Source organism: Streptomyces antibioticus (assembly GCF_002019855.1).
Taxonomy (GTDB): domain Bacteria; phylum Actinomycetota; class Actinomycetes; order Streptomycetales; family Streptomycetaceae; genus Streptomyces; species Streptomyces antibioticus_B.
Map to the genome: position 1 here is coordinate 5255370 of NZ_CM007717.1, position 21276 is coordinate 5276645.

Genomic DNA, 21276 nt, shown 5'->3' on the forward strand with positions numbered 1-21276 from the left:
GTTTCGTGCCCGGGGGAAAGGGGCATTCGGCCCTGATTCGGGGGAGGGCGGGCACGGATTTTGGCTCTATGTTCGAAGATTGTTCGAGGTTTTGGGGGACTGGGCCGGGCCCGAGGCGTCAGGCGACCGTCAGTCCGCCGGCGGCCGGGGCGGTTTCGGCGTCCTCCGGCACGGAGTCGAGGGCCTGCCGTATCCCCGTCGCGACGGCCGGATGGACGGGCAGGGCGAGATGCCCGATCCCGGTCACCCGGATGTTCTGCGCCAGCAGATCGGGGTGGTCGACACAGGCGGACTCCAGCGGGTCCATCAGATGGTCGAGGTCGCTCCAGAAGCTGACGAAACGGGTCCGGCAGCCCGGTGCGGGCCGGGACAGCTCCTCGATCAGCGCCGAGCCGGGCCGCATCTGGCGCACGATCGGATGCGCGTTGGCCAGCGGCGCGACCCGGGTGCCGGAGTGCGGGGTGCCGAGGGTGACCAGCGTCCGCACCCGCACGTCACCGCCCAGCCGCTGCGCGTAGTAGCGGGCGATCAGACCGCCGAGGCTGTGCCCGACCACATCCACCCGGCTGCTGCCGGTGCGCGTACAGATCTCCTCGATGTGCCGGCCGAGCAGTTCGGCGGCGGTCCGGATGTCGCAGGTCAGCGGGGAGTAGTTCAACGACTCCACCCGGTGCCTGCCGTGCTGGGCGAGGCTGCGGCGCAGCAGGACGAACACGGAACGGTTGTCGATGAAGCCGTGCAGCAGGACCACGGGGGGCGGGGCCTGGGTGGGCAGCGGCACGGGACCGTCCCCGCTGTCGACGCTTGTCGTACCGCCCGTGCCCGGGCCCGGGTCGTCGGGGGGCGAGGCGGCCCTGCGCTCCTGGATGATGCCGGACGGGTAGAGGAGGAGGTGGCCGGCGAGGATCGCGATCTCCAGGGCCGTCGCCTTCAGGAGCGCGGCGGAGAGCCCGGCCAGTCTGACCGGCACGGCGGGCAGGCTCGGAAGGTTCGGAAGCAGTCGCTGACACAAGGGGAGAAGGGGCTCCAGCGCCCGGGTGACCTGCATGGCCGACCTCCTGTCGGCACGCGGACGACTGCTCCGTCCCCCGTGTGCCCTCGTGGAAGTCGCGACGCAGACCGACGAGGGGCGCGACCGGCCCGCTCTGCGTTCCGGTCGTACCGATGCCGGTGCGCCGTACCACCGCGTCGCGCGGCCTGCGGCGCGGCGGTACGGCGACCTCGTGCGGCTCCCGTGTGCGGCTGCTCCCCCGTGGCGCGGGGGGACAGTGCGCGGTGAAGTTGTCCCATCGTGTGATTTCCCCCTCGGTCGGCACCACGAAACTGCCGGTTGCGGGATGCTGGAGATAACGTTCGTTCACTCCCCCGGCGGTGTGGCGAGGGGTGGCCGGGCCATCGAGGATGGACGGAGTCGCTTCATGGAAGCAGTGACATGGAGGCAGTGATGGGTGTGGCAGCCGGTCCGATCCGCGTGGTGGTCGCCAAGCCGGGGCTCGACGGCCATGATCGTGGGGCCAAGGTGATCGCGCGGGCGCTGCGCGACGCCGGTATGGAGGTCATCTACACCGGTCTCCACCAGACCCCTGAGCAGATCGTCGACACCGCGATCCAGGAGGACGCCGACGCGATCGGGCTCTCCATCCTCTCCGGGGCGCACAACACGCTGTTCGCCGCCGTCATCGAGCTGCTCCAGGAGCGGGACGCGGCGGACATCCTCGTCTTCGGCGGGGGGATCATCCCCGAGGCGGACATCGCGCCGCTGAAGGAGAAGGGCGTCGCGGAGATCTTCACCCCGGGGGCGACCACGGCGTCCATCGTGGACTGGGTCCGGACGAACGTCAGGCAGCCGGCCGGGGCGTGACCCCCGGCAGCGGGCTCGCGGGCTCGAACTCCGCTCTCATCACCGCCCGCAGCCGCAGCGTCGACCCCAGCCGCTGGAACGCCTCGGCCCAGTAGCTTCCGGCGCCCGGAGAGGCGTCCTCCGGTTCGTCGGGCACGGCCAGCAGGCCGTCCAGCCGGGACGCCTCCGACGGGTCGAGACAGCGCTCGGCGAGCCCCATCACCCCGCTGAAGCTCCACGGGTAACTCCCGGCGTCCCGCGCGATGTTGAGCGCGTCCACCACCGACCGCCCGAGCGGCTCGGCCCACGGCACCGCGCACACCCCGAGCAGTTGGAACGCCTCCGACAGTCCGTGCGCCGCGATGAACCCGGCCACCCAGGCCGCCCGCTCGCCCACCGGCAGCGTGCCCAGCAGCTTCGCCCGCTCGGCGAGGGAGACCGCGCCGGGACCGCCCGCCCCCGGCGCCGACGGCGCTCCGAGCAGCGCCCGCGACCAGTCGGCGTCCCGCTGCCGTACGGCCGCCCGGCACCACGCCGCGTGCAGCTCGCCCAGCCAGTCGTCCGCCACCGGCAGCGCCAGGATCTCGCGCGGCGTACGGCCGCCCAGCCGCGCCGGCCAGGTGGCGAGCGGCGCCGACTCCACGAGCTGGCCGAACCACCACGACCGCTCCCCGCGACCGGCGGGCGGCTTGGGGGACACACCGTCCCGCTCCATGCCCGGATCGCACTCATGCGGTGCCTCGACCACGATCGTCGGCGTGTCCCGGGTGCGGTCCACCGACACGCAGGCCCCGGCCCGGACCGCCATCCGCGCGGCCAGCGCCGACCCGGGCAGCGCCGACAGCAGCTCCGCCGCGGTCGCCCGGACCGTACGGCTGCGGTCGGTCAGCGCCTGTTCCAGGAACGGTTCGTCGCGCGCGCCGAGCCCGGTGCGCAGCGAGTCGACGAACATCAGCCGGTCCTCGGCGCGCTCGGTCGGCCAGGTCGAGACGAGCAGCTCCCGCCCGGCGTCCGCGTCCCGGGCGCGCAGCGCCGACAGGACCGCGACCCGCTCGGCGAACAGGCCCTCCCGCCACAGCTTCGCGATCCGCTCGGTCTCCCGCGGGCCGGGCAGGGCACCGCCCCCACCCGGTGTCGCCCGCAGGGCGAACCGCCAGTCCGGGTTCAGCCGGGCCAGCCACAGGGCGCGCGGCCCGGCGAACTCCAGCGCCGCCGGACGCAGATCGGTCCGCGCGCGGGCCGCGTCGAGCAGCGCCGGCAGGGACTCGGCGGGCGGTGCGAGCCCGCGCGTGTTGGCCGTCTGGAGCCACTGCGGCAGCAGCTCCATCAGGTCCGGCGCCGTGCCTCTGCGGCCTGCCGTGCCGGCGCCGGGGCGGTCGGCCAGCAGCAGGGCGAGTCTGCGGGCGGCGGCCGGGGGCAGCGCCGGGCGCGGGTCGGCGGGGGCCGCCTCCGGGCGCGGCGCGGCGGCCCGCCCCGGCCGCAGCCCGGCCCGCCGCCGTACGGTCTCGGCGGCCGCCGCGTCCAGCAGCGCGCCCGGTGCCGCCCGGCCCCGGGGGACACCCTCGGGCGTACGGCGGTCCGTGCCGAGGAGGGCCGCGGTGAGCAGCTCCTCCCACGCGGGGCTGGTCGCGGGGGTGGTCACAGGGGTTCCCTTCGCCGCAGTCACAGTCGAACCCGTCGCAGTCGGTCCCGTCACAGTCGGACCCGTCACAGTCGAACCGCCTCTCCCGAGCCGGGCGCCCACGCCGTCAGCGGGGTGAAGCCGCGGTGGCCGGACTCGCCGAAGACCGTGACCGGCCCGCCGCCCGACAGGGCGACCAGACGCCACAGACCGGAGCGGCCCGCCGGGCCCTGGACGAGCGGCAGAGCCGTGTCACCGGAGGCGTCGGCCACCTGCCAGCCGTCGCCGTCCGGCACCGGCACGACGTCGTCCAGCGTCACCGGGATCGACTCCCGCCACGGGTCGTCGCGCAGCGCCTCGCCGTACCGGACGGTCGCCCCGGCCGTCGTCACCCCCGGCGGGCGGACCGTGGCCGGTGCGGGCGCGGCGAACCGCTCGCCCAGCGTCGCCCGCAGCCGGCCGGAACCCGCGTGGGCGGACAGCTCGGCGTCCAGCGCCAGACCGACCGGCAGTGCGAGGTCCGGCGCCCGGCCCGCCGGGCCGTAGGACAGCACGAGGGCCGTACGCCCCGACCCGATGCCGTACAGCCAGATGCGACGGGTCGTCAGTCTCGGGTCCGTCAGGTCGTACTGGGCGAGAACCAGCCAGTGGTCGCGCACCGGCGGGCCGGCCGGTGCCGACGGGAGGCCGACGCGGGTGCGGACGGTGGCCGCCAGGGGTCCCGGCAGCCGCTCGCGGTGCTGCCAGCCCCGGCTCAGGAGATGGAGCAGCGCGCACTCCTCGAGCAGCCGAGTCGGCCAGTCGGGGCCGGACGCGACGACAGAGTCCAACTCCCGCACCCGTGAGGCGAGTCCGGGCGCCTGGGCGTCGACCATCCGGGCGGCCGTCTCCTCCCAGAGCCCGTACCCCGACCGCTCGGCCGTGGCCAGACCCGACCGCAGCAGATCGGCGAGGCGCTGCTCCAGCTCCGCCGCCCCCGCAGTGATCCGCTCGGCGCGCCGCTCCGCCCTGCGGCGCGCCGCCTCCGGATCGGCGAGCCCCGAACCGCCTTCCCCCACCGGGCCCTTGGCACCTTCCTCCGGTGAACCACCGCCCCACACCACGCCCTCCCGCGAACAGCCCGCATCGAACCACCGCCCGGGCACGCCGAGTTTGCTTCCCGCTTTGCGTGACACGGAGTCAGGGGCCAGGGACAGCACCTGGTCCGCCGACCGGCGCACCTCCTGCTGAGTCATGTCCTCGACGGTAGGTCCTCCCACTGACAATCGGTCCGGACGCTGCCTCCGCCAGGACGTTTCCGCAGGTCGGATCGCATTGTCAGTGGCGTGGTGCACGGTGGACACCAGATCCGAACCGGCCGAGCTGGAGGGGACCTCCGCCATGTCCGTGTCCGTAGACCCGTCGTTCCTGAAACCCGCTCAGCAGCAGCCGGCGCAGGCGTTGCGACCGCATGCCGAGCACGCCTTCGCCGCCGAACTCACCGCGCTCGCCGCGCAGGACGACCGTCCGCGCCCGCCTCGCTGGAAGCTGTCCCCGTGGGGCGTCGCCACCTACCTGCTCGGCGGCACCCTGCCGGACGGCACGGTGATCACCCCGAAGTACGTCGGCTCGCGCCGGCTGGTCGAGGTCGCCGTCAGCACCCTCGCCACGGACCGCGCCCTGCTGCTGCTCGGGGTGCCCGGCACCGCCAAGACCTGGGTCTCCGAGCACCTGGCCGCCGCGGTCAGCGGCGACTCGACCCTGCTGGTGCAGGGCACCGCGGGCACCCCGGAGGAGGCCATCCGCTACGGCTGGAACTACGCCCAGTTGCTGGCCCAGGGCCCGAGCAGAGCGGCCATGGTGCCCAGCCCGGTCATGCGGGCCATGGCGGAGGGCAGGACCGTCCGCGTCGAGGAGCTGACCCGGATCCCGGCGGACGTCCAGGACGCCCTCATCACCGTCCTGTCGGAGAAGACGCTGCCCATACCGGAGTTGGGGCAGGAGGTGCAGGCGGTGCGCGGCTTCAACCTCGTCGCCACCGCGAACGACCGGGACCGGGGGGTCAACGAACTGTCCAGCGCCCTGCGCCGGCGCTTCAACACGGTGGTGCTGCCGCTGCCGGAGAGCGTCGAGGCCGAGGTGGACATCGTGGCCCGCCGGGTCGACCAGATCGGCCGCTCGCTGGATCTGCCGGCCGTGCCGGACGGCATCACCGAGATCCGCCGCGTGGTCACGGTCTTCCGTGAACTGCGCGACGGGATCACCTCCGACGGGCGGACGAAGGTGAAGTCGCCCAGCGGCACCCTGTCCACCGCCGAGGCCATCTCCGTCGTCACCGGCGGCCTCGCGCTGGCCGCCCACTTCGGCGACGGCGTGCTGCGGGCCGGTGATGTGGCCGCGGGGATCCTCGGCGCGGTCGTCCGCGACCCGGCGGCCGACCGGGTGGTCTGGCGGGAGTACCTGGAGGCGGTCGTCCGCGAGCGCGACGGCTGGAGCGACTTCTACCGGGCCTGCCGGGAGGTGAGCGGATGACCGACGCCCGCGCGGGCGCGGCGGCGGGCGGAACGGCACACACAGAGGCAGTGCGGGCGAAGAGGCCGGAGAAGGCGAAGGAACCGGAGAAGGTGAAGGACGGGGGACGCATGACGGGGGTTCGGAGTGCCGGCGTCGACCGGCGGGACGACGACACACGCTGGCCGGCCCTGTTCGGGGTGCGGCACCACGGGCCGGGGTCGGCGCGGGCGGTCCGGGCGGCGCTCGACGCCGCCCGGCCCCGGGTCGTGCTGATCGAGGGGCCGCCCGAGGCCGACGCGCTGATCCCGCTGGCCGCCGACCCGGACATGCGGCCGCCGGTCGCCCTGCTCGCCCACGCGGTCGACGAACCGGGCCGCTCCGCGTTCTGGCCGATGGCCGGGTTCTCCCCCGAGTGGGTCGCCCTGCGCTGGGCCCTGGAGCACGGCGTACCGGCCCGCTTCATCGACCTGCCGGCCACGCACACCCTGGCCTGGCAGGGAGAGGAGGACGTGGGAGAAGAACCGGCTGCCGTCACGCCTGACACCGCCTCACCTCACACCGTCGGCCTGCGCGCCGATCCGCTGGGCACGCTCGCCGGGATCGCCGGGTACGACGACGCCGAGCGCTGGTGGGAGGACGTGGTCGAGCACCGCACGGCGGGCCCCGGGAATCCGTTCGCGCCGTTCACCGCCCTGGAGGAGGCCATGGAGGCGCTCCGCGAGGCTGCGGACGGCGACGGGGGAGTGGGGGGAGGCGGGGAAGACCCCCGCGACCGGGTGCGGGAGGCGTACATGCGTCTCCAGGTGCGGGCGGCCCGCAAGGAGTTCGGGGACGACGGGGTGGCCGTGGTCTGCGGGGCGTGGCATGTGCCCGCCCTGCGGCGGCGGGCCCCCGTCGCCGCGGACCGGGCGCTGCTCAAGGGGCTGCCGAAGGTCAGGGCCGAGCTGACCTGGGTGCCCTGGACCCACCGCAGGCTGGCCCGCGCCGGGGGATACGGGGCGGGCATCGACGCGCCGGGCTGGTACGCGCATCTGTTCGACGCGCCGGACCGGCCGGTCGAGCGCTGGCTGACCAAGGTGGCGGGGCTGCTGCGCGAGGAGGACCGGATCGTCTCCCCGGCCCATGTCATCGAGGCGGTCCGGCTCGCGGAGACGCTCGCCGCGCTGCGCGGCAGGCCGCTGCCCGGTCTGAGCGAGACGGCCGACGCCGTGCGGGCGGTGCTGTGCGACGGCTCGGACGTCCCGGCGGCGCTCGTGCACGACCGGCTCGTGGTCGGTGACGTGCTGGGGGAGGTGCCGGCCGGTGCCCCGGCGGTGCCCTTGCAGCGCGACCTGGACCGGCTCCAGCGCCAGCTGCGGCTCCGTCCCGAGGCCGCCGAGCGCGAGCTGGAGCTCGATCTGCGCAAGGAGACCGACGCCGCGCGCGGCAGGCTGCTGCACCGGCTGCGGCTCCTGGGCGTCGGATGGGGCGAGCCGGTGGTCTCGCGGAGCGGCACGGGGACGTTCCGGGAGACCTGGCGGCTGCGCTGGGAGCCCGAGCTGTCGGTGCGGGTCGCCGAGGCCGGGGTGTGGGGGACGACCGTACGGGCCGCGGCGAACACCAAGGCGGAGGAGGACGCGGTGGCCGCGCGGGGCCTCGCCGAGGTGACCGCCCTCGCCGAGCACTGTCTGCTGGCCGGACTGTCCCGGGCCCTGCCCGCCGTGATGCGGGTCCTCGCCGACCGCGCGGCCCTCGACACGGACGTCGGCCACCTCGCCCAGGCCCTGCCCGCCCTGGTCCGCTCCCTGCGCTACGGCGATGTGCGCGGCACCGACACGCGCGCGCTGACGGAGGTCGCCGCGGGCCTCGCCGAACGCATCTTCGTCGGCCTGCCCCCGGCCTGCGCCGCCCTTGACGGCGAGGCGGCGGAGGAGATGCGCCAGCACGTGGACGCCGTGCACGGGGCGGTGGGGTTGTTGGAGGAGACGGAGGTGGACGGGAACCCCGACGAGGGCCCCGAGGGAGCTGGTGGCGGGGCTGATGGGGGAGCCCGTGTGCCGCGCGGTGGTGAGGGAGGGGCCGCGGCGGACGGGAGCGCCGTCGGCGGCGGGGACGCGGCCCGTGACGTGGTCGGCAGGGCGGTCCGTGACGCTGCTGGGCTGCGCGCAAGGTGGCGGGCCGTGTTGCGGTTGCTGGCAGGGCGGGACCGGGTGCCGGGGCTGATCCGGGGCCGGGCCGTGCGGCTGTCGCTGGACGACGGCGACCTGGACCCCGTGGAGGCGGCGCGGCTCATGGGGCTCGCCCTGTCGCCCGGGACCCCGCCGGGGGACGCGGCCGCGTGGATCGAGGGGTTCGTCGGCGGGGCCGGGGGCGGACTGCTGCTGGTGCACGACGAACGGCTCCTCGCCCTGGTCGACGGCTGGCTCACCGGCGTACCGGCGGAGGCGTTCACCGATGTGCTGCCGCTGCTGCGGCGCACGTTCTCGGCGTACGAGGAAGGGGTGCGCAGAACCCTCGGTGAACTGGTCCGGCGGGGGCCGGGGGAGCGGGCGGGCGCGATCGGGGCCGGTCCCGGCGCGTTCGGGTTCGCGGACGGGCTCGACGGGGAGCGCGCGGACGCCGTGCTGCCGGTGGTGCGGCTGCTGCTGGGACGGGACGACGAACGGGGACCGGGCGGGAACGCCGGACCGGCGGAGGTGGCGACGACATGACGGCGAGTGGACCCTCGACACCGCAGGACACCGCGCACGAGCGCCTGCGCCGCTGGCGCCTGATCCTGGGCGGCGACGCGGCCGACGGCACCGGACACCGCCTGTCCGGACGGGACGCGGCCATGGACGGCACGCTCGCCGCCCTCTACGAGGACACCGGCGGCAAGCCCCGCGCGGGACGTGGCGGCGACCGTACGGCCGGCCTGGGCGCCTCCGCTCCCTCCGTGGCGCGCTGGCTCGGCGACATCCGCACCTACTTCCCCTCCTCCGTCGTCCAGGTCATGCAGCGCGACGCCATCGAGCGGCTGGGGCTGTCCGCGCTGCTCCTGGAGCCGGAGACACTCGCCGCGGTCGAACCGGACGTGCATCTCGTCGGCACTCTGCTCTCCCTCGCCAAGGCGATGCCGGACACCACGAAGGAGACGGCACGCACCGTCGTCCGCACGGTCGTGGAGGACCTGGAGCGGCGTCTCTCCGCCCGCACCCGGGCCACCCTCACCGGCGCCCTCGACCGCGCCGCGCGCATCGCCCGCCCCCGCCACCGCGACATCGACTGGAACCGCACGATCGCCGCCAACCTCAAGCACCACCTGCCCGAGTACGGCACCGTCGTGCCGGAGCGGCTCGTCGGGTACGGGCGGGCGTCGCGGGCCGTGCGCAAGGAGGTCGTCCTCTGCGTCGACCAGTCGGGGTCGATGGCGGCGTCGGTGGTGTACGCGTCGGTGTTCGGGGCGGTGCTGGCGTCGATGCGGTCGGTGAGCACCCGCTTCCTGGTGTTCGACACCGCGGTCGCCGACCTCACCGAGCACCTGGCCGACCCCGTCGACGTCCTCTTCGGCACCCGGCTCGGCGGCGGCACGGACATCAACCGGGCGCTCGCCCACTGCCAGGCGGCCCTCACCCGTCCGGCGGACACGGTGGTGGTCCTGATCAGCGATCTGTACGAGGGCGGCATCCGCGGCGAGATGCTGAAGCGGGTCGCGGCGATGAAGGCGGCGGGCGTGCAGTTCGTGGCGCTCCTCGCCCTGTCCGACGAGGGGGCGCCCGCCTACGACCGGGAGCACGCGGCCGCGCTCGCGGCACTGGACGTCCCGGCGTTCGCCTGCACGCCCGAGGAGTTCCCGGAGGTGATGGCGGCGGCCCTGGAGAGACGCCCGCTGCCCGTGCCGGCCCCGGAGTGACATGTCTACGGCGGGTAAGGGCGAGCAGACGCGTTCATGAGCGGAAAGGCCCCGGACGGCCGAAAGTCATCGGTTTGTCCGGCCGGAACCTCATGGAGTGGGGTGAGAGATGCCCATTGGGGTGGGAATCCCTCACTCTGCGTCGATCTGGCCCCTAAGGGGCTGCTCAGGGGGTCTCACCGGGCCGGCCCCAGTCCGGTGAGACCCCGCCCGCGCGGCACCCCGTGCCAGTGAGCGCGACATCATGTGACAGGTATCACCGCTCAGGTGTGACCCTCGATTTAGGGGGTTCCAGCAAGCGGAGATAACCTGCGAGACGGACATGCCGCGTGCCCGGACACCGTGTGCGCTCCCCCTGTGACCCAAGCGGACGTCACGTTGCCCATCGCGGCACGCCCACGCATCCAACGAACCGCGAGATCACTGATAGGGACGGAAGCGCGTGGACCTGTTCGAGTACCAGGCGAGGGACCTCTTCGCCAAGCACGATGTACCGGTGCTGGCCGGTGAAGTCATCGACACGCCTGAGGCGGCCCGCGCAGCCACCGAGCGCCTCGGTGGCAAGTCCGTCGTCAAGGCCCAGGTGAAGGTCGGCGGCCGCGGCAAGGCCGGCGGCGTGAAGCTCGCCGCCACCCCGGACGAGGCCGTCGCCCGGGCGACGGACATCCTCGGCATGGACATCAAGGGCCACACGGTCCACAAGGTGATGATCGCCGAGACGGCCCCGGAGATCCTGGAGGAGTACTACGTCTCCTTCCTCCTGGACCGTGCCAACCGCACCTTCCTCTCCATCGCGTCCGTCGAGGGCGGCATGGAGATCGAGGAGGTGGCGGCCACCCGTCCGGAGGCCGTCGCCAAGACGCCGATCGACGCCAACGAGGGTGTGACCCCCGAGAAGGCGCGCGAGATCGTCGAGGCCGCGAACTTCCCGGCCGAGGTCGCCGACAAGGTGGCGAACGTCCTGGTCACCCTGTGGAAGACCTTCATCGCCGAGGACGCGCTCCTCGTCGAGGTCAACCCGCTGGCCAAGGTCGCCTCCGGTGACGTCATCGCCCTGGACGGCAAGGTGTCCCTGGACGAGAACGCCGAGTTCCGCCAGCCGGAGCACGAGGCCCTCCAGGACAAGGAGTCGGCCAACCCGCTCGAGGCCGCCGCCAAGGCCAAGAACCTCAACTACGTCAAGCTCGACGGCGAGGTCGGCATCATCGGCAACGGCGCGGGTCTCGTCATGAGCACCCTGGACGTCGTCGCGTACGCCGGTGAGGCGCACGGTGGCGTCAAGCCCGCCAACTTCCTCGACATCGGTGGCGGCGCCTCCGCCGCCGTCATGGCGAACGGCCTGGAGATCATCCTGGGCGACCCGGACGTCAAGTCCGTCTTCGTCAACGTCTTCGGTGGCATCACCGCCTGTGACGAGGTCGCCAACGGCATCGTCCAGGCGCTCCAGCTCCTGGCGGACCGGGGCGAGGAAGTCACCAAGCCGCTGGTCGTCCGGCTGGACGGCAACAACGCCGAGCTGGGTCGCAAGATCCTCTCCGACGCCAACCACCCGCTCGTGCAGCGCGTGGACACCATGGACGGCGCGGCCGACAAGGCCGCCGAGCTCGCGGCTGCGAAGTAAGGAAGAGGGACTCAGACAGCCATGGCTATCTTCCTCAACAAGGACAGCAAGGTCATCGTCCAGGGCATGACCGGTGCCACGGGCATGAAGCACACCAAGCTCATGCTGGCCGACGGCACGAACATCGTCGGTGGCGTGAACCCCCGCAAGGCGGGCACGTCCGTCGACTTCGACGGCACCGAGATCCCGGTCTTCGGCACGGTCGCCGAGGCGATGGAGAAGACGGGCGCCAACGTGTCCGTGCTCTTCGTGCCGCCGGCCTTCGCCAAGGCCGCCGTGGTCGAGGCGATCGACGCGGAGATCCCCCTCGCGGTCGTCATCACCGAGGGCATCGCCGTCCACGACTCGGCCGCGTTCTACGCGTACGCCGTCTCGCAGGGTGGCAAGACCCGGATCATCGGCCCGAACTGCCCGGGTCTGATCACCCCCGGCCAGTCGAACGCCGGCATCATCCCGGGCGACATCACCAAGCCGGGCCGTATCGGCCTGGTCTCGAAGTCCGGCACGCTGACGTACCAGATGATGTACGAGCTGCGGGACATCGGCTTCTCGTCCGCCGTCGGCATCGGTGGCGACCCGGTCATCGGCACCACGCACATCGACGCGCTCGCCGCGTTCGAGGCCGACCCCGACACCGACCTGATCGTGATGATCGGTGAGATCGGCGGCGACGCCGAGGAGCGGGCCGCGGCGTTCATCAAGGAGAACGTGACCAAGCCGGTCGTCGGCTATGTCGCGGGCTTCACCGCGCCCGAGGGCAAGACCATGGGCCACGCCGGCGCCATCGTCTCCGGCTCCTCCGGCACGGCCGCCGCGAAGAAGGAGGCCCTCGAGGCCGCCGGCGTGAAGGTCGGCAAGACGCCGACCGAGACGGCGAAGCTGGCCCGCGAGATCCTCGCCGGCTGACCCGCCCGACCGCACACCGACGGGCCCGCTCCCCTCAGGGGGACCGGGCCCGTCGGCGTGTCCGCCCTGCGCTCGGCTAGCGGCTCTCCGGGAGCAGCCGCTGCGGCCCGTGCGCCGTCCCCGAGCGCAGCTTCTTGCGCAGCTTGAGCTCCTTGTCGGACAGGGTGCCGGGGGCGACCCGCGGCGGGATGCCCTGGACCGTCTCGCCGGGCGGCACCGGCGGCTCGTACCGGGTGGGGGCCGTGCGCACGGTGAGCGCGGTGGCGCCGATGATCGTGACCGTGAAGGCGATCGCCGCGCGGGTCCAGAAGCGCGCCCGGCGCTCGCTGCCCAGGCGCACGGTCGGCGGCCTGGGGGCGCGCAGCCGCTCGGCGGACGCCACCTCGGCCAGCCGCTGGTGCAGCGCGGCCGGGTCGGCGAGCCCGGGGAGCCGGGCGGCGACGGCCTGGCGGGCGTGCAGCAGCCGGTTCGCCGTGGCGGGCGTGCTCGCCTCCGTCTCCGCCGCGGTCTCCGGCAGCCCGAGCCCCACCCCGTCGTGGAGCAGCAGGGTGCGGCGGTACGACGGCGGGAGCGTCAGGAGTACGTCGAGCAGGGCGCGGTCGGCGGCGTCGGCCGGCGGGGGTTCGGGGTGCCGGTAGCGGGGGCGGAACCGGTGCCAGGGGGAGAGCGCGTACTCGTACGCCGTCGCCCGCACCCAGCTCGCCGGGTCGGGGTCGACGGCCACCTCCGGCCAGCGCTGCCAGGCGGTCTGGAAGGCCCGCTCGACCGACTCGCGGGCGAGTTCGCGGCGGCCGGAGAGCAGATAGGTCTGGCGGACGAGCGCGGGGGCGCAGAAGGCGTACAGGGCGTCGAAGGCCTGAGCGGGGGTCAGGCCGTCCGAGGGCTGCGGTGCTTCGGCGGTGGCGATCGCCGACGGCGACGGCTGCCGGTGTCTCCCCGTACGGCCCGCCGCCGTCCGGGGGGCCGCGGGTTCCTCGTACGGCTCCGCCGACGGGGTGGTCAGGGACTCCAGGAGCCGCGCGTACGCCTCCCCCTTCCGTCCGTGCGGAGTGGTGCGGCCCGACTCCCACGCACGGACCGTCTCCCGGGCGACGCCCACCTGCGCGGCCACCTGAGCCTGCGTCAGGGCGCCTGCCTCGCGCAGACGTCGGCGCTCCTTGGGCGGCGGAAGCGGGATGTCAGGACGCTGGGTCACCGAAAGCCCCTCCGTACGAAAAAGTACATAAACGTATATTGAGTGACACGACGGAGCTTCGCCCGTTACAAGGGAAAAGCGCGTGTCGTTGGGACCATGCCGTCGTGATCCTGATGAGCGCCCGCCGGCCGTCGTTGTCGCCCCTGCTCGCCCGGTTCCGCGACCGGTCCCCCGGACTGGGCGCCGGCGTCCTGGGAGGCGTGCTGGCGGCGGGGCTCGGACTGGCCTCGTTCGCCGTGCTGGTGATGGTCCTGTGGATCAGCTCGCCGTACCCGGACAGCGGACCGGGCGGCGCGCTCCATGTCGCCGCCGCCCTGTGGCTCCTCGCGCACGGCGCGGAGCTGGTGCGGGCCGACACCCTGTCAGGGGCGGCGGCGCCGGTCGGGGTCACGCCGCTGCTGCTGATGGTGCTGCCGGTCTGGCTGCTGCACCGGGCCGCGCGCGACGCGATCGACGGCGGCGAGAACGAACCGGACGAGCCGGGCGGCGCACCGCCTGCCGAGGTCGGCGCGCGACCGGTGTGGGCGGGCGTGGTCGCCGGCTATCTCGCCGTGGCGACGGCGGCGGCGCTCTACGCGTCCGGCGGCGCGCTGCGCCCGTCGTGGCCCTGGGTGGTCCTGTGCCTGCCGGCGGTCGCCGTCCTGGCGGCCGGGGCCGGGGTGTGGACGGCGTGCGGCCGCCCCTGGGACGCCGTGGTACGGCTGCTGCCGCGCCGGGTACGGCGTCATGTGCTCGGCGAGTGGGTCGGGGCGGCGGTACGGGCGGCCGGGGCCGGCGCGGCCGCGCTGGTCGGCGGCGGGGCGCTGCTGGTGGCGGCCTCGTCGGTGCGGCACGCGGACGCGGCCCGGGGAGCGTTCCTCCAGCTCACCGAGGGATGGTCGGGCCGGTTCGCGGTGCTGCTGCTCTGTATGGCGCTGGTGCCGAACGCGGCCGTGTGGGGCGCGGCGTACGCCCTCGGGCCGGGGTTCGTGCTCGGCGCCGGGCATGTCGTGGACCCGCTGCTGTCGGACCCGGCGCCGCTGCTGCCGCCGTTCCCGCTGCTGGCGGCGGCACCGGAGGCGGGGCCGGGCGGCCTGTGGAACTGGGCCGCCGCGGTGGTGCCGGTGCTGGCCGGGGTGACGGTGGGCGTCTTCGTGGCGCGGGCCGGGGCGCTGCTGGGCCAGGGCGAGGACGGCTGGTCCCGATGGCGGACGACGGGGGTTGTGGTGGCCGCAGCGGTGTTCTGCGGAGCGCTGGTCGGCACGCTCGCGGCATGGGCCGGCGGGCCGCTGGGCGTCGGGGCGCTGGCCCGGTTCGGGCCGGTGGGCTGGCAGGTCGGGGGCGCGGTGGTGCTGTGGGTGGTGGCGGCCGGGGTGCCGGTGGGGCTGTGGGTGCGGGGGAGGCGGGGGCGGAAGTGGGTGCCGGACCTCTCCTGGCGAACCGGGCGCACCGAGTCGACGGAGCGGACGGAGCGGACGGAGCGGACGGAGCGGACGGAGCGGCCCTCACGGACCGATGTGCCCGCGCCGAAGACGCCCGGCGACGACTTCGGCGGTGAGCCGTACGACGTCGAGCCCTACGACCTCGTGGAGACGGGCGACCGGCCCACCGGCCCCGTATGGCACGACGACGCACCCCGCGAGGCCCGCTGGGCGGTGCTCCGGGAAGCGGCCGAGGCGGGGGAGCCGGGGGAGCCGGACGAGGGCGCGCCGGAGGACAAGAAGCCCGAGGCCGCGGCCCCCCAGGCACCAGAACCCGAAGCCGCCCCCTAACCCCGGTCCCGCGCCCGCCGCCTCGCCCGGATCTCCCGGTCGATCGCCCAGGCGTCCGCCACCGGGCCCAAGTGGGCGAGCTTGTCGGGGTTGATCACGATACGGACGGCATTGATCCGGCCGTCCAGCACGTCCAGGGCGAACGTGTGCAGCACCTGGCCGTCGCGGTCGTGGAAGACGGCGCCCGGCTGGCCGTTGACCTCGTGCGGGGTGAAGGTGACCCCCGCCTGGGACAGCCGCTCGACGACGGAGCCCAGCAGCCGGGCGACGTTGTCGGCGCCCAGGATCGCCCGGGCGAGCTGCGGCGCCTTGCCGCCGCCGTCGCCGACCAGCGTCACGTCGGCGGCGAGCAGGTCCCGCAGCGCGGCGACGTCGCCCTCGTGCAGGGCGTCGAAGAACCGCGACGCCAGTTCCTCCCGCTCCCTGCGGTCGGCCTCGAAACGGGGCCGGCCCGCGGCCATGTGGCGCCGCGCCCGCACCGCGAGCTGGCGGCACGCCGCTTCCGAGCGCCCCACCGCCGACGCCACCTCGGGAAAGCCGAAGTCGAACACCTCGCGCAGGACGAACACCGCCCGCTCCAGCGGGCTGAGCCGCTCCAGCAGGAGCAGGGCCGCCATCGACACGGAGTCGGCGAGTTCCGCCGCCCGCTCCGGGTCCTCGTAGGGGTCGTCGAGCAGCGGCTCGGGGAACCAGGGCCCCACATAGCTCTCCCGCCGGACCCGGGCCGAGCGCAGCACGTCGATCGAGAGGCGGGTCACCGTGGCCGAGAGGAACGCCTTCACCGACCGGGGTTCGGTCGTGGACGCCTCGAAGCGCAGCCAGGTCTCCTGGACCGCGTCCTCCGCCTCGCTCACCCCGCCCAGGATCCGGTAGGCGATGGAGAACAGCAGGGGCCGCAGCTCCTCGAACTCCTCGGTCCTGGTCATACCGACGTCACTCTCCCCGGTCGAAGCCCGCTCATGTCGCCGTACGACACGATGACGAGATACGGGCTCCGTCTGTGACACCGGTCAGGTGTTGGCGCCGAGGATCCCCTTCAGCTCCTTCGGGAGGAGGTCGCCGCACGCCTGCTCCGCCTCGTTGGTGAGGGCGTCCTTCGTGCAGGTGTAGTAGTCCTGGTAGACGAGCTGCGCGGTGAAGGTGGCGGCCACCAGGGCCAGGGCCAGCGACGCCGTGACCAGGCCGCTGACGGCGGCGGTGGTCTGCGGCTTGCCCTTGGGGTCGGCGGCGGGCGCCGGGGCGTCCGGGTCGGGGGTGCGGGGCTTGGCGCGCAGGGCGACGATGCCCCAGTTCAGGGCCAGGGCGCCGAGCAGCAGGGCCACGTACGGCCAGCCGAAGAGGGCGAAGAAGAAGGCCCACATGCCGCACAGCAGCGCGTAGCGCGCCTTGCGCTGCGCCGGGTCGGTGGGGTCCCAGCGGGAGGCGGGCCCGCCCTGGCCGCCGCCCTGACCGCCGGGTCCGCCCTGGCCGTTCTGACCGTTGCCCTCGGGGCCGGCGCCGGGGCGCTCACCGAAACCGCCGCCGGGCGCCCGGCCGGGCTGCTGATCGCTCCACTGACTGCCCCAGGGCGTGTACCCGCCGGGCGGCGTCTGCGGCTCCTGGCCACCCTGGCCGCCCTGCCCGCCTTGGTCACCCTGGCCACCTTGGTCACCGCTGGGGTGCCGCGGCTGCCACGGCCGGTCCGGGGTGCCCTCGGGCGGCGGCGCGAACGGGTTGTCGTCCTGCGAGGAGCCCTGAGAGGAGCCCTGCGGGGAGTCCTGCGAGGAGCCCTGCGGGGAGTCCTGCGGCGAACCCTGCGGGGCGTCCGGCGGCGAGCCGGGCCGCTCGCGCAGCAGCAGCGCGCCGCGCACTCCTCCGGGCAGGTACTGCGGGAGGAGCGTGTGGCGTCGCGGGCTGCGGTCCGGCATCAACTGAGCGTCTTCCCCTTGGGTGAATACGGCTAGAACACGACTGTCCGACATGAGCTGTCACTTCACGAACGCGCCGCACGGCGACCGCGTTCCCGATCCCGCTCCTCGCAGACGCTACCTTCCGGCCACGCCCCCGTCCCGTGGGGGCCGCCCCATGTGCCGGTATCGTTGCTGACGGCCGGCTGCTTCGTAGGCTTCCCCGTATCCGGGAACCCGATGCATTCGTACGAACGTACAAGCTTCGTCCGTAGACGCTTCGGGCGGCCGGCCGTACGCACGCCTCCCCGAGAAAGGGCCCCCACCGTGGCCGCCAAGCCCGTGGCCAAGCGCCTCGTCGTGCTGGTTTCCGGATCCGGTACGAACCTCCAGGCGCTGCTCGACGAGATCTCGGCCACCGGCGCGGAAGGCTACGGCGCCGAGATCGTGGCCGTCGGAGCCGACCGCGAGGGCATCGAGGGGCTGGCCCGGGCCGAGCGCGCCGGGATCCCCACCTTCGTGTGCCGGGTCAAGGACCACGAGAGCCGGGACGCCTGGGACACCGCGCTCGCCGAGGCCGTCGACGCCCACGCGCCGGACCTGGTCGTCTCCGCCGGGTTCATGAAGATCGTCGGCAAGGAGTTCCTGGCGCGGTTCGGCGGCCGGTTCGTGAACACGCACCCCGCCCTGCTGCCCAGCTTCCCCGGGGCCCACGGGGTGCGGGACGCGCTCGCGTACGGCGCCCGGGTCACCGGCTGCACCGTCCACTTCGTCGACGACGGCGTCGACACCGGCCCGATCATCGCCCAGGGCGTGGTCGAGGTCCGGGACGAGGACGACGAGAGCGCTCTGCACGAGCGCATCAAGGAAGTCGAGCGAAGGCTGCTCGTCGACGTCGTGGGGCGGCTCGCCCGCAACGGCTATCGCATTGAGGGACGAAAGGTAGTTATCCAGTGACCGCCGAGAGCAACAAGCGGCCCATCCGTCGCGCACTGGTCAGCGTCTACGACAAGACCGGCCTGGAGGAGCTCGCGCGCGGGCTGCACGAGGCCGGTGTCGAGCTGGTGTCGACCGGCTCCACCGCCTCGCGCATCGCCGGTGCCGGTGTCCCCGTCACCAAGGTCGAGGAGCTGACCGGCTTCCCCGAGTGCCTGGACGGCCGGGTGAAGACCCTGCACCCCAAGGTGCACGCCGGCATCCTCGCCGACCTGCGGCTGGACAGCCACCGCGAGCAGCTCGCCGAGCTGGGCGTCGAGCCGTTCGACCTGGTCGTCGTGAACCTCTACCCGTTCCGCGAGACCGTCGCCTCCGGCGCCTCCCCGGACGAGTGCGTCGAGCAGATCGACATCGGCGGCCCGTCCATGGTGCGCGCCGCCGCCAAGAACCACCCGTCGGTGGCCGTCGTGACCAGCCCGGCCCGCTACGGCGACGTCCTCGCCGCGGTCGCCGACGGCGGCTTCGACCTGGCCGCCCGCAAGCGGCTGGCCGCCGAGGCGTTCCAGCACACCGCCGCCTACGACGTGGCCGTCGCCTCCTGGTTCGCCTCGTCCTACGCGCCCGTCGACGAGTCCCGGTTCCCCGACTTCCTCGGCGCCACCTGGGAGCGCGAGAACACCCTGCGCTACGGCGAGAACCCGCACCAGCCCGCCGCGCTCTACGTCGACGGCTCGGGCACCGGACTCGCGGTCGCCGAGCAGCTCCACGGCAAGGAGATGTCGTACAACAACTACACGGACACGGACGCCGCCCGCCGTGCCGCGTACGACCACGACGAGCCGGCCGTCGCCATCATCAAGCACGCCAACCCGTGCGGTATCGCGGTCGGCGCGGATGTCGCCGAGGCGCACCGCAAGGCGCACGCCTGTGACCCGCTGTCGGCGTTCGGCGGGGTCATCGCCGTGAACCGGCCGGTCAGCAAGGAGCTGGCGGAGCAGGTCGCGGAGATCTTCACCGAGGTCATCGTGGCCCCCGACTACGAGGAGGGCGCGCTGGAGGCCCTCGCCCGGAAGAAGAACATCCGGGTGCTGAAGGCGCCGGGCGCCCCCGCCGACCCGGTCGAGGTCAAGCCGATCGACGGCGGCGCCCTGCTCCAGGTCACCGACCGGCTCCAGGCCGAGGGCGACGACCCGGCCGACTGGACGCTGGCCACCGGCGAGGCGCTGAGCGCCGACGAGCTGGCCGAGCTGGCCTTCGCCTGGCGGGCCTGCCGGGCCGTGAAGTCCAACGCGATCCTGCTCGCCAAGGACGGCGCCTCGGTCGGCGTCGGCATGGGCCAGGTCAACCGGGTCGACTCCGCGAAGCTCGCGGTGGAGCGGGCCGGCGCCGAGCGGGCGCGCGGCTCCTACGCCGCCTCCGACGCGTTCTTCCCCTTCCCCGACGGGCTGGAGATCCTCGTCGAGGCCGGGGTGAAGGCCGTCGTCCAGCCGGGCGGTTCGGTCCGTGACGAGCTGGTCGTCGAGGCCGCGAAGAAGGCCGGCGTCACCATGTACTTCACCGGGACGCGGCACTTCTTCCACTGAGCCCACGCGCGCGTGAGCGAAGGTGCGGGCGGCCCCGGGTGGGGCCGGGACCGCCCGCACCGGTCCTCGGTCAGGTCAGCCACACGTTGCAGCTACTGACCCACTTGTGCGCGCGGATGTTGTTGTTCACGTTCTGGCCGCTGCTGAACGTGTTGTCGGACAGGTCGTCGGCGAAGTACTCGTAGGGCGACAGACACGTGTACCCCGTCTGGTACTGCTGGATGTACCAGAACTGCACGATGTCGTTGCCGCCGGTGTAGCCGGCGTTCATGACGGACGACGCCTTGTCCCAGGCGTTGGCGAAGCCGCCGCCCGCGCTGTTCCAGTCGGGGTCGTTGCCCGCGGTGACGCCGAGCGGGTTGCCCTGGCAGTCGAAGGCGTCCCAGGCGTAGACGTTGCCGTTGCGGCCGGGCCACTTGCTGTTGCAGACGGTGGCCTGCGCGCCGGTCTCGGCGGCCTGGGCGGCCGTCGCCGGTGCGCCGAGGCCGAGCGCGGTCAGTCCGACGACCGCCGCCGTGGTGAAGATCTTGCGCATGATGGTCCCCTCGTTGGTGTCGCGTCGTGTGCTTCGGTTGTGTCGGTCGCGTCAGGCGCGCTGCGGCACGATCCGTACCGCGCGGTCGTACGCCTGCCGCTGGAGGCGCCGATATGTGTCGAGCGCCTCGCCGTACCGGCTCGGGAGCCGGTCGACGTAGGAGGTCTCGCGGGCCGCCGCCACGGACCGCAGAGAGGTGGCGCGGGCGCAGCGGGCGTCGGCGACGGCGGTCGCCTTCTCGGTGGCGAACGCCCGCCCCGCGCCCGCTGGGCCGAGCCGGGCGGTGTTCTCCCGGACCGCGTCCCGGGCGGCCTGCGGGTCCGGATAGGACAGTCCCGCCTTCTCCATGCACCGTGACCAGGCGGCCACGGCGTCGGTGAGCCGCCGGTCGCGCAGCAGGTCGTCGGCGTACAGGGCGTTGAGGCCCGTGGCGGTCTTGGACACGCGGAACCAGGTGCCGGGGTCGCCGTAGAGGGCCTTCTCGGCCTCCGCCGTGCAGCCGCCGAGGCGTTTGCGGACCTCGCGGCCGCTGCCGGGCAGCTTGGCCGACAGCACCTGGAAGCGGTCGCCGCCGTCGAGCGCCTCGTCGAAGGCGGCACGGCGCGCGGGAGACAGCCCCTGCCGGTACACGGCGACGGGGTGGTGCAGCCGCCGGCGCTCCTGCCGGGCCTCGATGCGCCCGCCGTACCCGTACGCCTCGGCCCACGCCACGTCGTCCTGCACATAGCGCACCGGCATGGACTCGCGCAGGGTCAGGGTGCGGTCCTCGGCGTAGGAGAAGCCGTGCCGCTCCATGCACCGGGCGGTCAGCCGCTGCTGGGCGTCCTCGATCCGCAGTTCCTGCTGCCAGGTCAGCGGCCTCGGCCGGTCCTGACGGGCGGCGGCGGGGTCGTCCGTGCCCGTGCCGCACCCGGTCGCGACCACCCCCGTGACCGCCGCGACCGCGCACAGCGCGGCGAGCGCACGCCTCATGGCACGTCCCCCCGTTTCCCCCGTGGGTTCCCCGTCGCCGCCCGTCTCCGGTGCGGCACTCACACC

At 74.0% G+C, this 21276-nt stretch carries 17 protein-coding genes; 9 read left to right on the forward strand and 8 right to left on the reverse strand.

The window, feature by feature from the left end; genetic code table 11:
* Positions 1 to 118 precede the first annotated feature (118 nt).
* Positions 119 to 1048, reverse strand: coding sequence for an esterase/lipase family protein (locus AFM16_RS23975; RefSeq protein ID WP_078634568.1), 930 nt, complete (start codon positions 1046 to 1048; stop codon positions 119 to 121).
* Between the two features lie 396 nt (positions 1049 to 1444).
* On the opposite strand from AFM16_RS23975, the gene icmB reads away from it, so the two are divergent.
* Complete coding sequence (gene icmB / locus AFM16_RS23980) at positions 1445 to 1861, forward strand: coenzyme B12-dependent isobutyryl CoA mutase small subunit (protein ID WP_030788043.1); 417 nt, start codon at positions 1445 to 1447, stop codon at positions 1859 to 1861.
* Here the strand turns inward: icmB and AFM16_RS23985 are convergent.
* Positions 1839 to 3482 carry a DUF5691 domain-containing protein gene (locus AFM16_RS23985; RefSeq protein WP_107419139.1) on the reverse strand — a complete coding sequence of 548 codons (1644 nt, stop codon included), beginning with the start codon at positions 3480 to 3482 and terminating at the stop codon, positions 1839 to 1841. The two genes, icmB and AFM16_RS23985, sit on opposite strands and share 23 nt — an antisense overlap.
* A 65-nt stretch (positions 3483 to 3547) precedes the next feature.
* Positions 3548 to 4696: an SWIM zinc finger family protein gene (locus AFM16_RS23990; RefSeq protein WP_078634570.1), complete on the reverse strand. Its 1149-nt coding sequence runs from the start codon at positions 4694 to 4696 to the stop codon at positions 3548 to 3550.
* Between the two features lie 145 nt (positions 4697 to 4841).
* On the opposite strand from AFM16_RS23990, the gene AFM16_RS23995 reads away from it, so the two are divergent.
* The 5 genes from AFM16_RS23995 (at position 4842) to sucD (ending at position 12352) form a co-directional block, all read left to right on the forward strand.
* Positions 4842 to 5972, forward strand: coding sequence for an ATP-binding protein (locus AFM16_RS23995; protein ID WP_078637072.1), 1131 nt, complete (start codon positions 4842 to 4844; stop codon positions 5970 to 5972).
* Between the two features lie 110 nt (positions 5973 to 6082).
* Positions 6083 to 8644, forward strand: a complete 2562-nt coding sequence (locus AFM16_RS24000) for a DUF5682 family protein (protein WP_078637073.1) — start codon at positions 6083 to 6085, stop codon at positions 8642 to 8644.
* On the forward strand, positions 8641 to 9825 hold the full coding sequence (locus AFM16_RS24005) for a VWA domain-containing protein (RefSeq protein WP_078634571.1): 1185 nt from the start codon (positions 8641 to 8643) through the stop codon (positions 9823 to 9825). Before AFM16_RS24000 ends, AFM16_RS24005 begins: the two co-directional genes overlap by 4 nt.
* 442 nt (positions 9826 to 10267) lie before the next feature.
* Positions 10268 to 11446, forward strand: a complete 1179-nt coding sequence (gene sucC, locus AFM16_RS24010; RefSeq protein ID WP_030788026.1) for an ADP-forming succinate--CoA ligase subunit beta — start codon at positions 10268 to 10270, stop codon at positions 11444 to 11446.
* Between the two features lie 21 nt (positions 11447 to 11467).
* Complete coding sequence (gene sucD / locus AFM16_RS24015) at positions 11468 to 12352, forward strand: succinate--CoA ligase subunit alpha (RefSeq protein ID WP_030788023.1); 885 nt, start codon at positions 11468 to 11470, stop codon at positions 12350 to 12352.
* A gap of 76 nt (positions 12353 to 12428) precedes the next feature.
* On the opposite strand, the gene AFM16_RS24020 is transcribed toward sucD, so the two are convergent.
* Positions 12429 to 13547, reverse strand: a complete 1119-nt coding sequence (locus tag AFM16_RS24020) for a helix-turn-helix domain-containing protein (RefSeq protein ID WP_078634572.1) — start codon at positions 13545 to 13547, stop codon at positions 12429 to 12431.
* 113 nt (positions 13548 to 13660) lie between these two features.
* Between AFM16_RS24020 and AFM16_RS24025 the strand changes: the two genes are divergently transcribed.
* Positions 13661 to 15298, forward strand: a complete 1638-nt coding sequence (locus tag AFM16_RS24025) for a cell division protein PerM (protein ID WP_078637074.1) — start codon at positions 13661 to 13663, stop codon at positions 15296 to 15298.
* On the opposite strand, the gene AFM16_RS24030 is transcribed toward AFM16_RS24025, so the two are convergent.
* Positions 15295 to 16224: an RNA polymerase sigma-70 factor gene (locus AFM16_RS24030; RefSeq protein WP_078634573.1), complete on the reverse strand. Its 930-nt coding sequence runs from the start codon at positions 16222 to 16224 to the stop codon at positions 15295 to 15297. The two genes, AFM16_RS24025 and AFM16_RS24030, sit on opposite strands and share 4 nt — an antisense overlap.
* A gap of 84 nt (positions 16225 to 16308) precedes the next feature.
* Complete coding sequence (locus tag AFM16_RS24035; RefSeq protein ID WP_078634574.1) at positions 16309 to 17205, reverse strand: hypothetical protein; 897 nt, start codon at positions 17203 to 17205, stop codon at positions 16309 to 16311.
* A gap of 306 nt (positions 17206 to 17511) precedes the next feature.
* Between AFM16_RS24035 and purN the strand changes: the two genes are divergently transcribed.
* Together purN and purH are read left to right on the forward strand one after the other, a co-directional pair.
* The gene (gene purN / locus AFM16_RS24040; RefSeq protein ID WP_030788008.1) at positions 17512 to 18141 is read left to right on the forward strand and encodes a phosphoribosylglycinamide formyltransferase; all 630 of its coding nucleotides are present in this window, start codon (positions 17512 to 17514) and stop codon (positions 18139 to 18141) included.
* Positions 18138 to 19703 (forward strand): bifunctional phosphoribosylaminoimidazolecarboxamide formyltransferase/IMP cyclohydrolase, encoded by a 1566-nt coding sequence (gene purH, locus AFM16_RS24045; RefSeq protein ID WP_078634575.1) that lies wholly within the window; start codon positions 18138 to 18140, stop codon positions 19701 to 19703. The genes purN and purH overlap by 4 nt, the downstream gene beginning before the upstream one ends.
* A 70-nt stretch (positions 19704 to 19773) precedes the next feature.
* Here purH and AFM16_RS24050 read toward each other — a convergent pair whose 3' ends face one another.
* The gene (locus AFM16_RS24050; protein ID WP_078634576.1) at positions 19774 to 20238 is read right to left on the reverse strand and encodes a hypothetical protein; all 465 of its coding nucleotides are present in this window, start codon (positions 20236 to 20238) and stop codon (positions 19774 to 19776) included.
* A gap of 51 nt (positions 20239 to 20289) precedes the next feature.
* Positions 20290 to 21210 (reverse strand): hypothetical protein, encoded by a 921-nt coding sequence (locus tag AFM16_RS24055; protein ID WP_078634577.1) that lies wholly within the window; start codon positions 21208 to 21210, stop codon positions 20290 to 20292.
* Between the last annotated feature and the right edge of the window lie 66 nt (positions 21211 to 21276).

Bases quoted from the DNA above. Each gene is read 5' to 3' on its own strand.
- AFM16_RS24030 (WP_078634573.1), bottom strand. From the start codon at position 16,224: ATGACCAGGACCGAGGAGTTCGAGGAGCTGCGGCCCCTGCTGTTCTCC.
- AFM16_RS23995 (WP_078637072.1), top strand. From the start codon at position 4,842: ATGTCCGTGTCCGTAGACCCGTCGTTCCTGAAACCCGCTCAGCAGCAG.
- sucD (WP_030788023.1), top strand. From the start codon at position 11,468: ATGGCTATCTTCCTCAACAAGGACAGCAAGGTCATCGTCCAGGGCATG.
- AFM16_RS23990 (WP_078634570.1), bottom strand. From the start codon at position 4,696: ATGACTCAGCAGGAGGTGCGCCGGTCGGCGGACCAGGTGCTGTCCCTG.
- AFM16_RS24005 (WP_078634571.1), top strand. From the start codon at position 8,641: ATGACGGCGAGTGGACCCTCGACACCGCAGGACACCGCGCACGAGCGC.
- AFM16_RS24035 (WP_078634574.1), bottom strand. From the start codon at position 17,205: ATGCCGGACCGCAGCCCGCGACGCCACACGCTCCTCCCGCAGTACCTG.
- AFM16_RS23975 (WP_078634568.1), bottom strand. From the start codon at position 1,048: ATGCAGGTCACCCGGGCGCTGGAGCCCCTTCTCCCCTTGTGTCAGCGA.
- AFM16_RS24000 (WP_078637073.1), top strand. From the start codon at position 6,083: ATGACGGGGGTTCGGAGTGCCGGCGTCGACCGGCGGGACGACGACACA.
- AFM16_RS24055 (WP_078634577.1), bottom strand. From the start codon at position 21,210: ATGAGGCGTGCGCTCGCCGCGCTGTGCGCGGTCGCGGCGGTCACGGGG.
- AFM16_RS24025 (WP_078637074.1), top strand. From the start codon at position 13,661: ATGAGCGCCCGCCGGCCGTCGTTGTCGCCCCTGCTCGCCCGGTTCCGC.
- AFM16_RS24050 (WP_078634576.1), bottom strand. From the start codon at position 20,238: ATGCGCAAGATCTTCACCACGGCGGCGGTCGTCGGACTGACCGCGCTC.
- icmB (WP_030788043.1), top strand. From the start codon at position 1,445: ATGGGTGTGGCAGCCGGTCCGATCCGCGTGGTGGTCGCCAAGCCGGGG.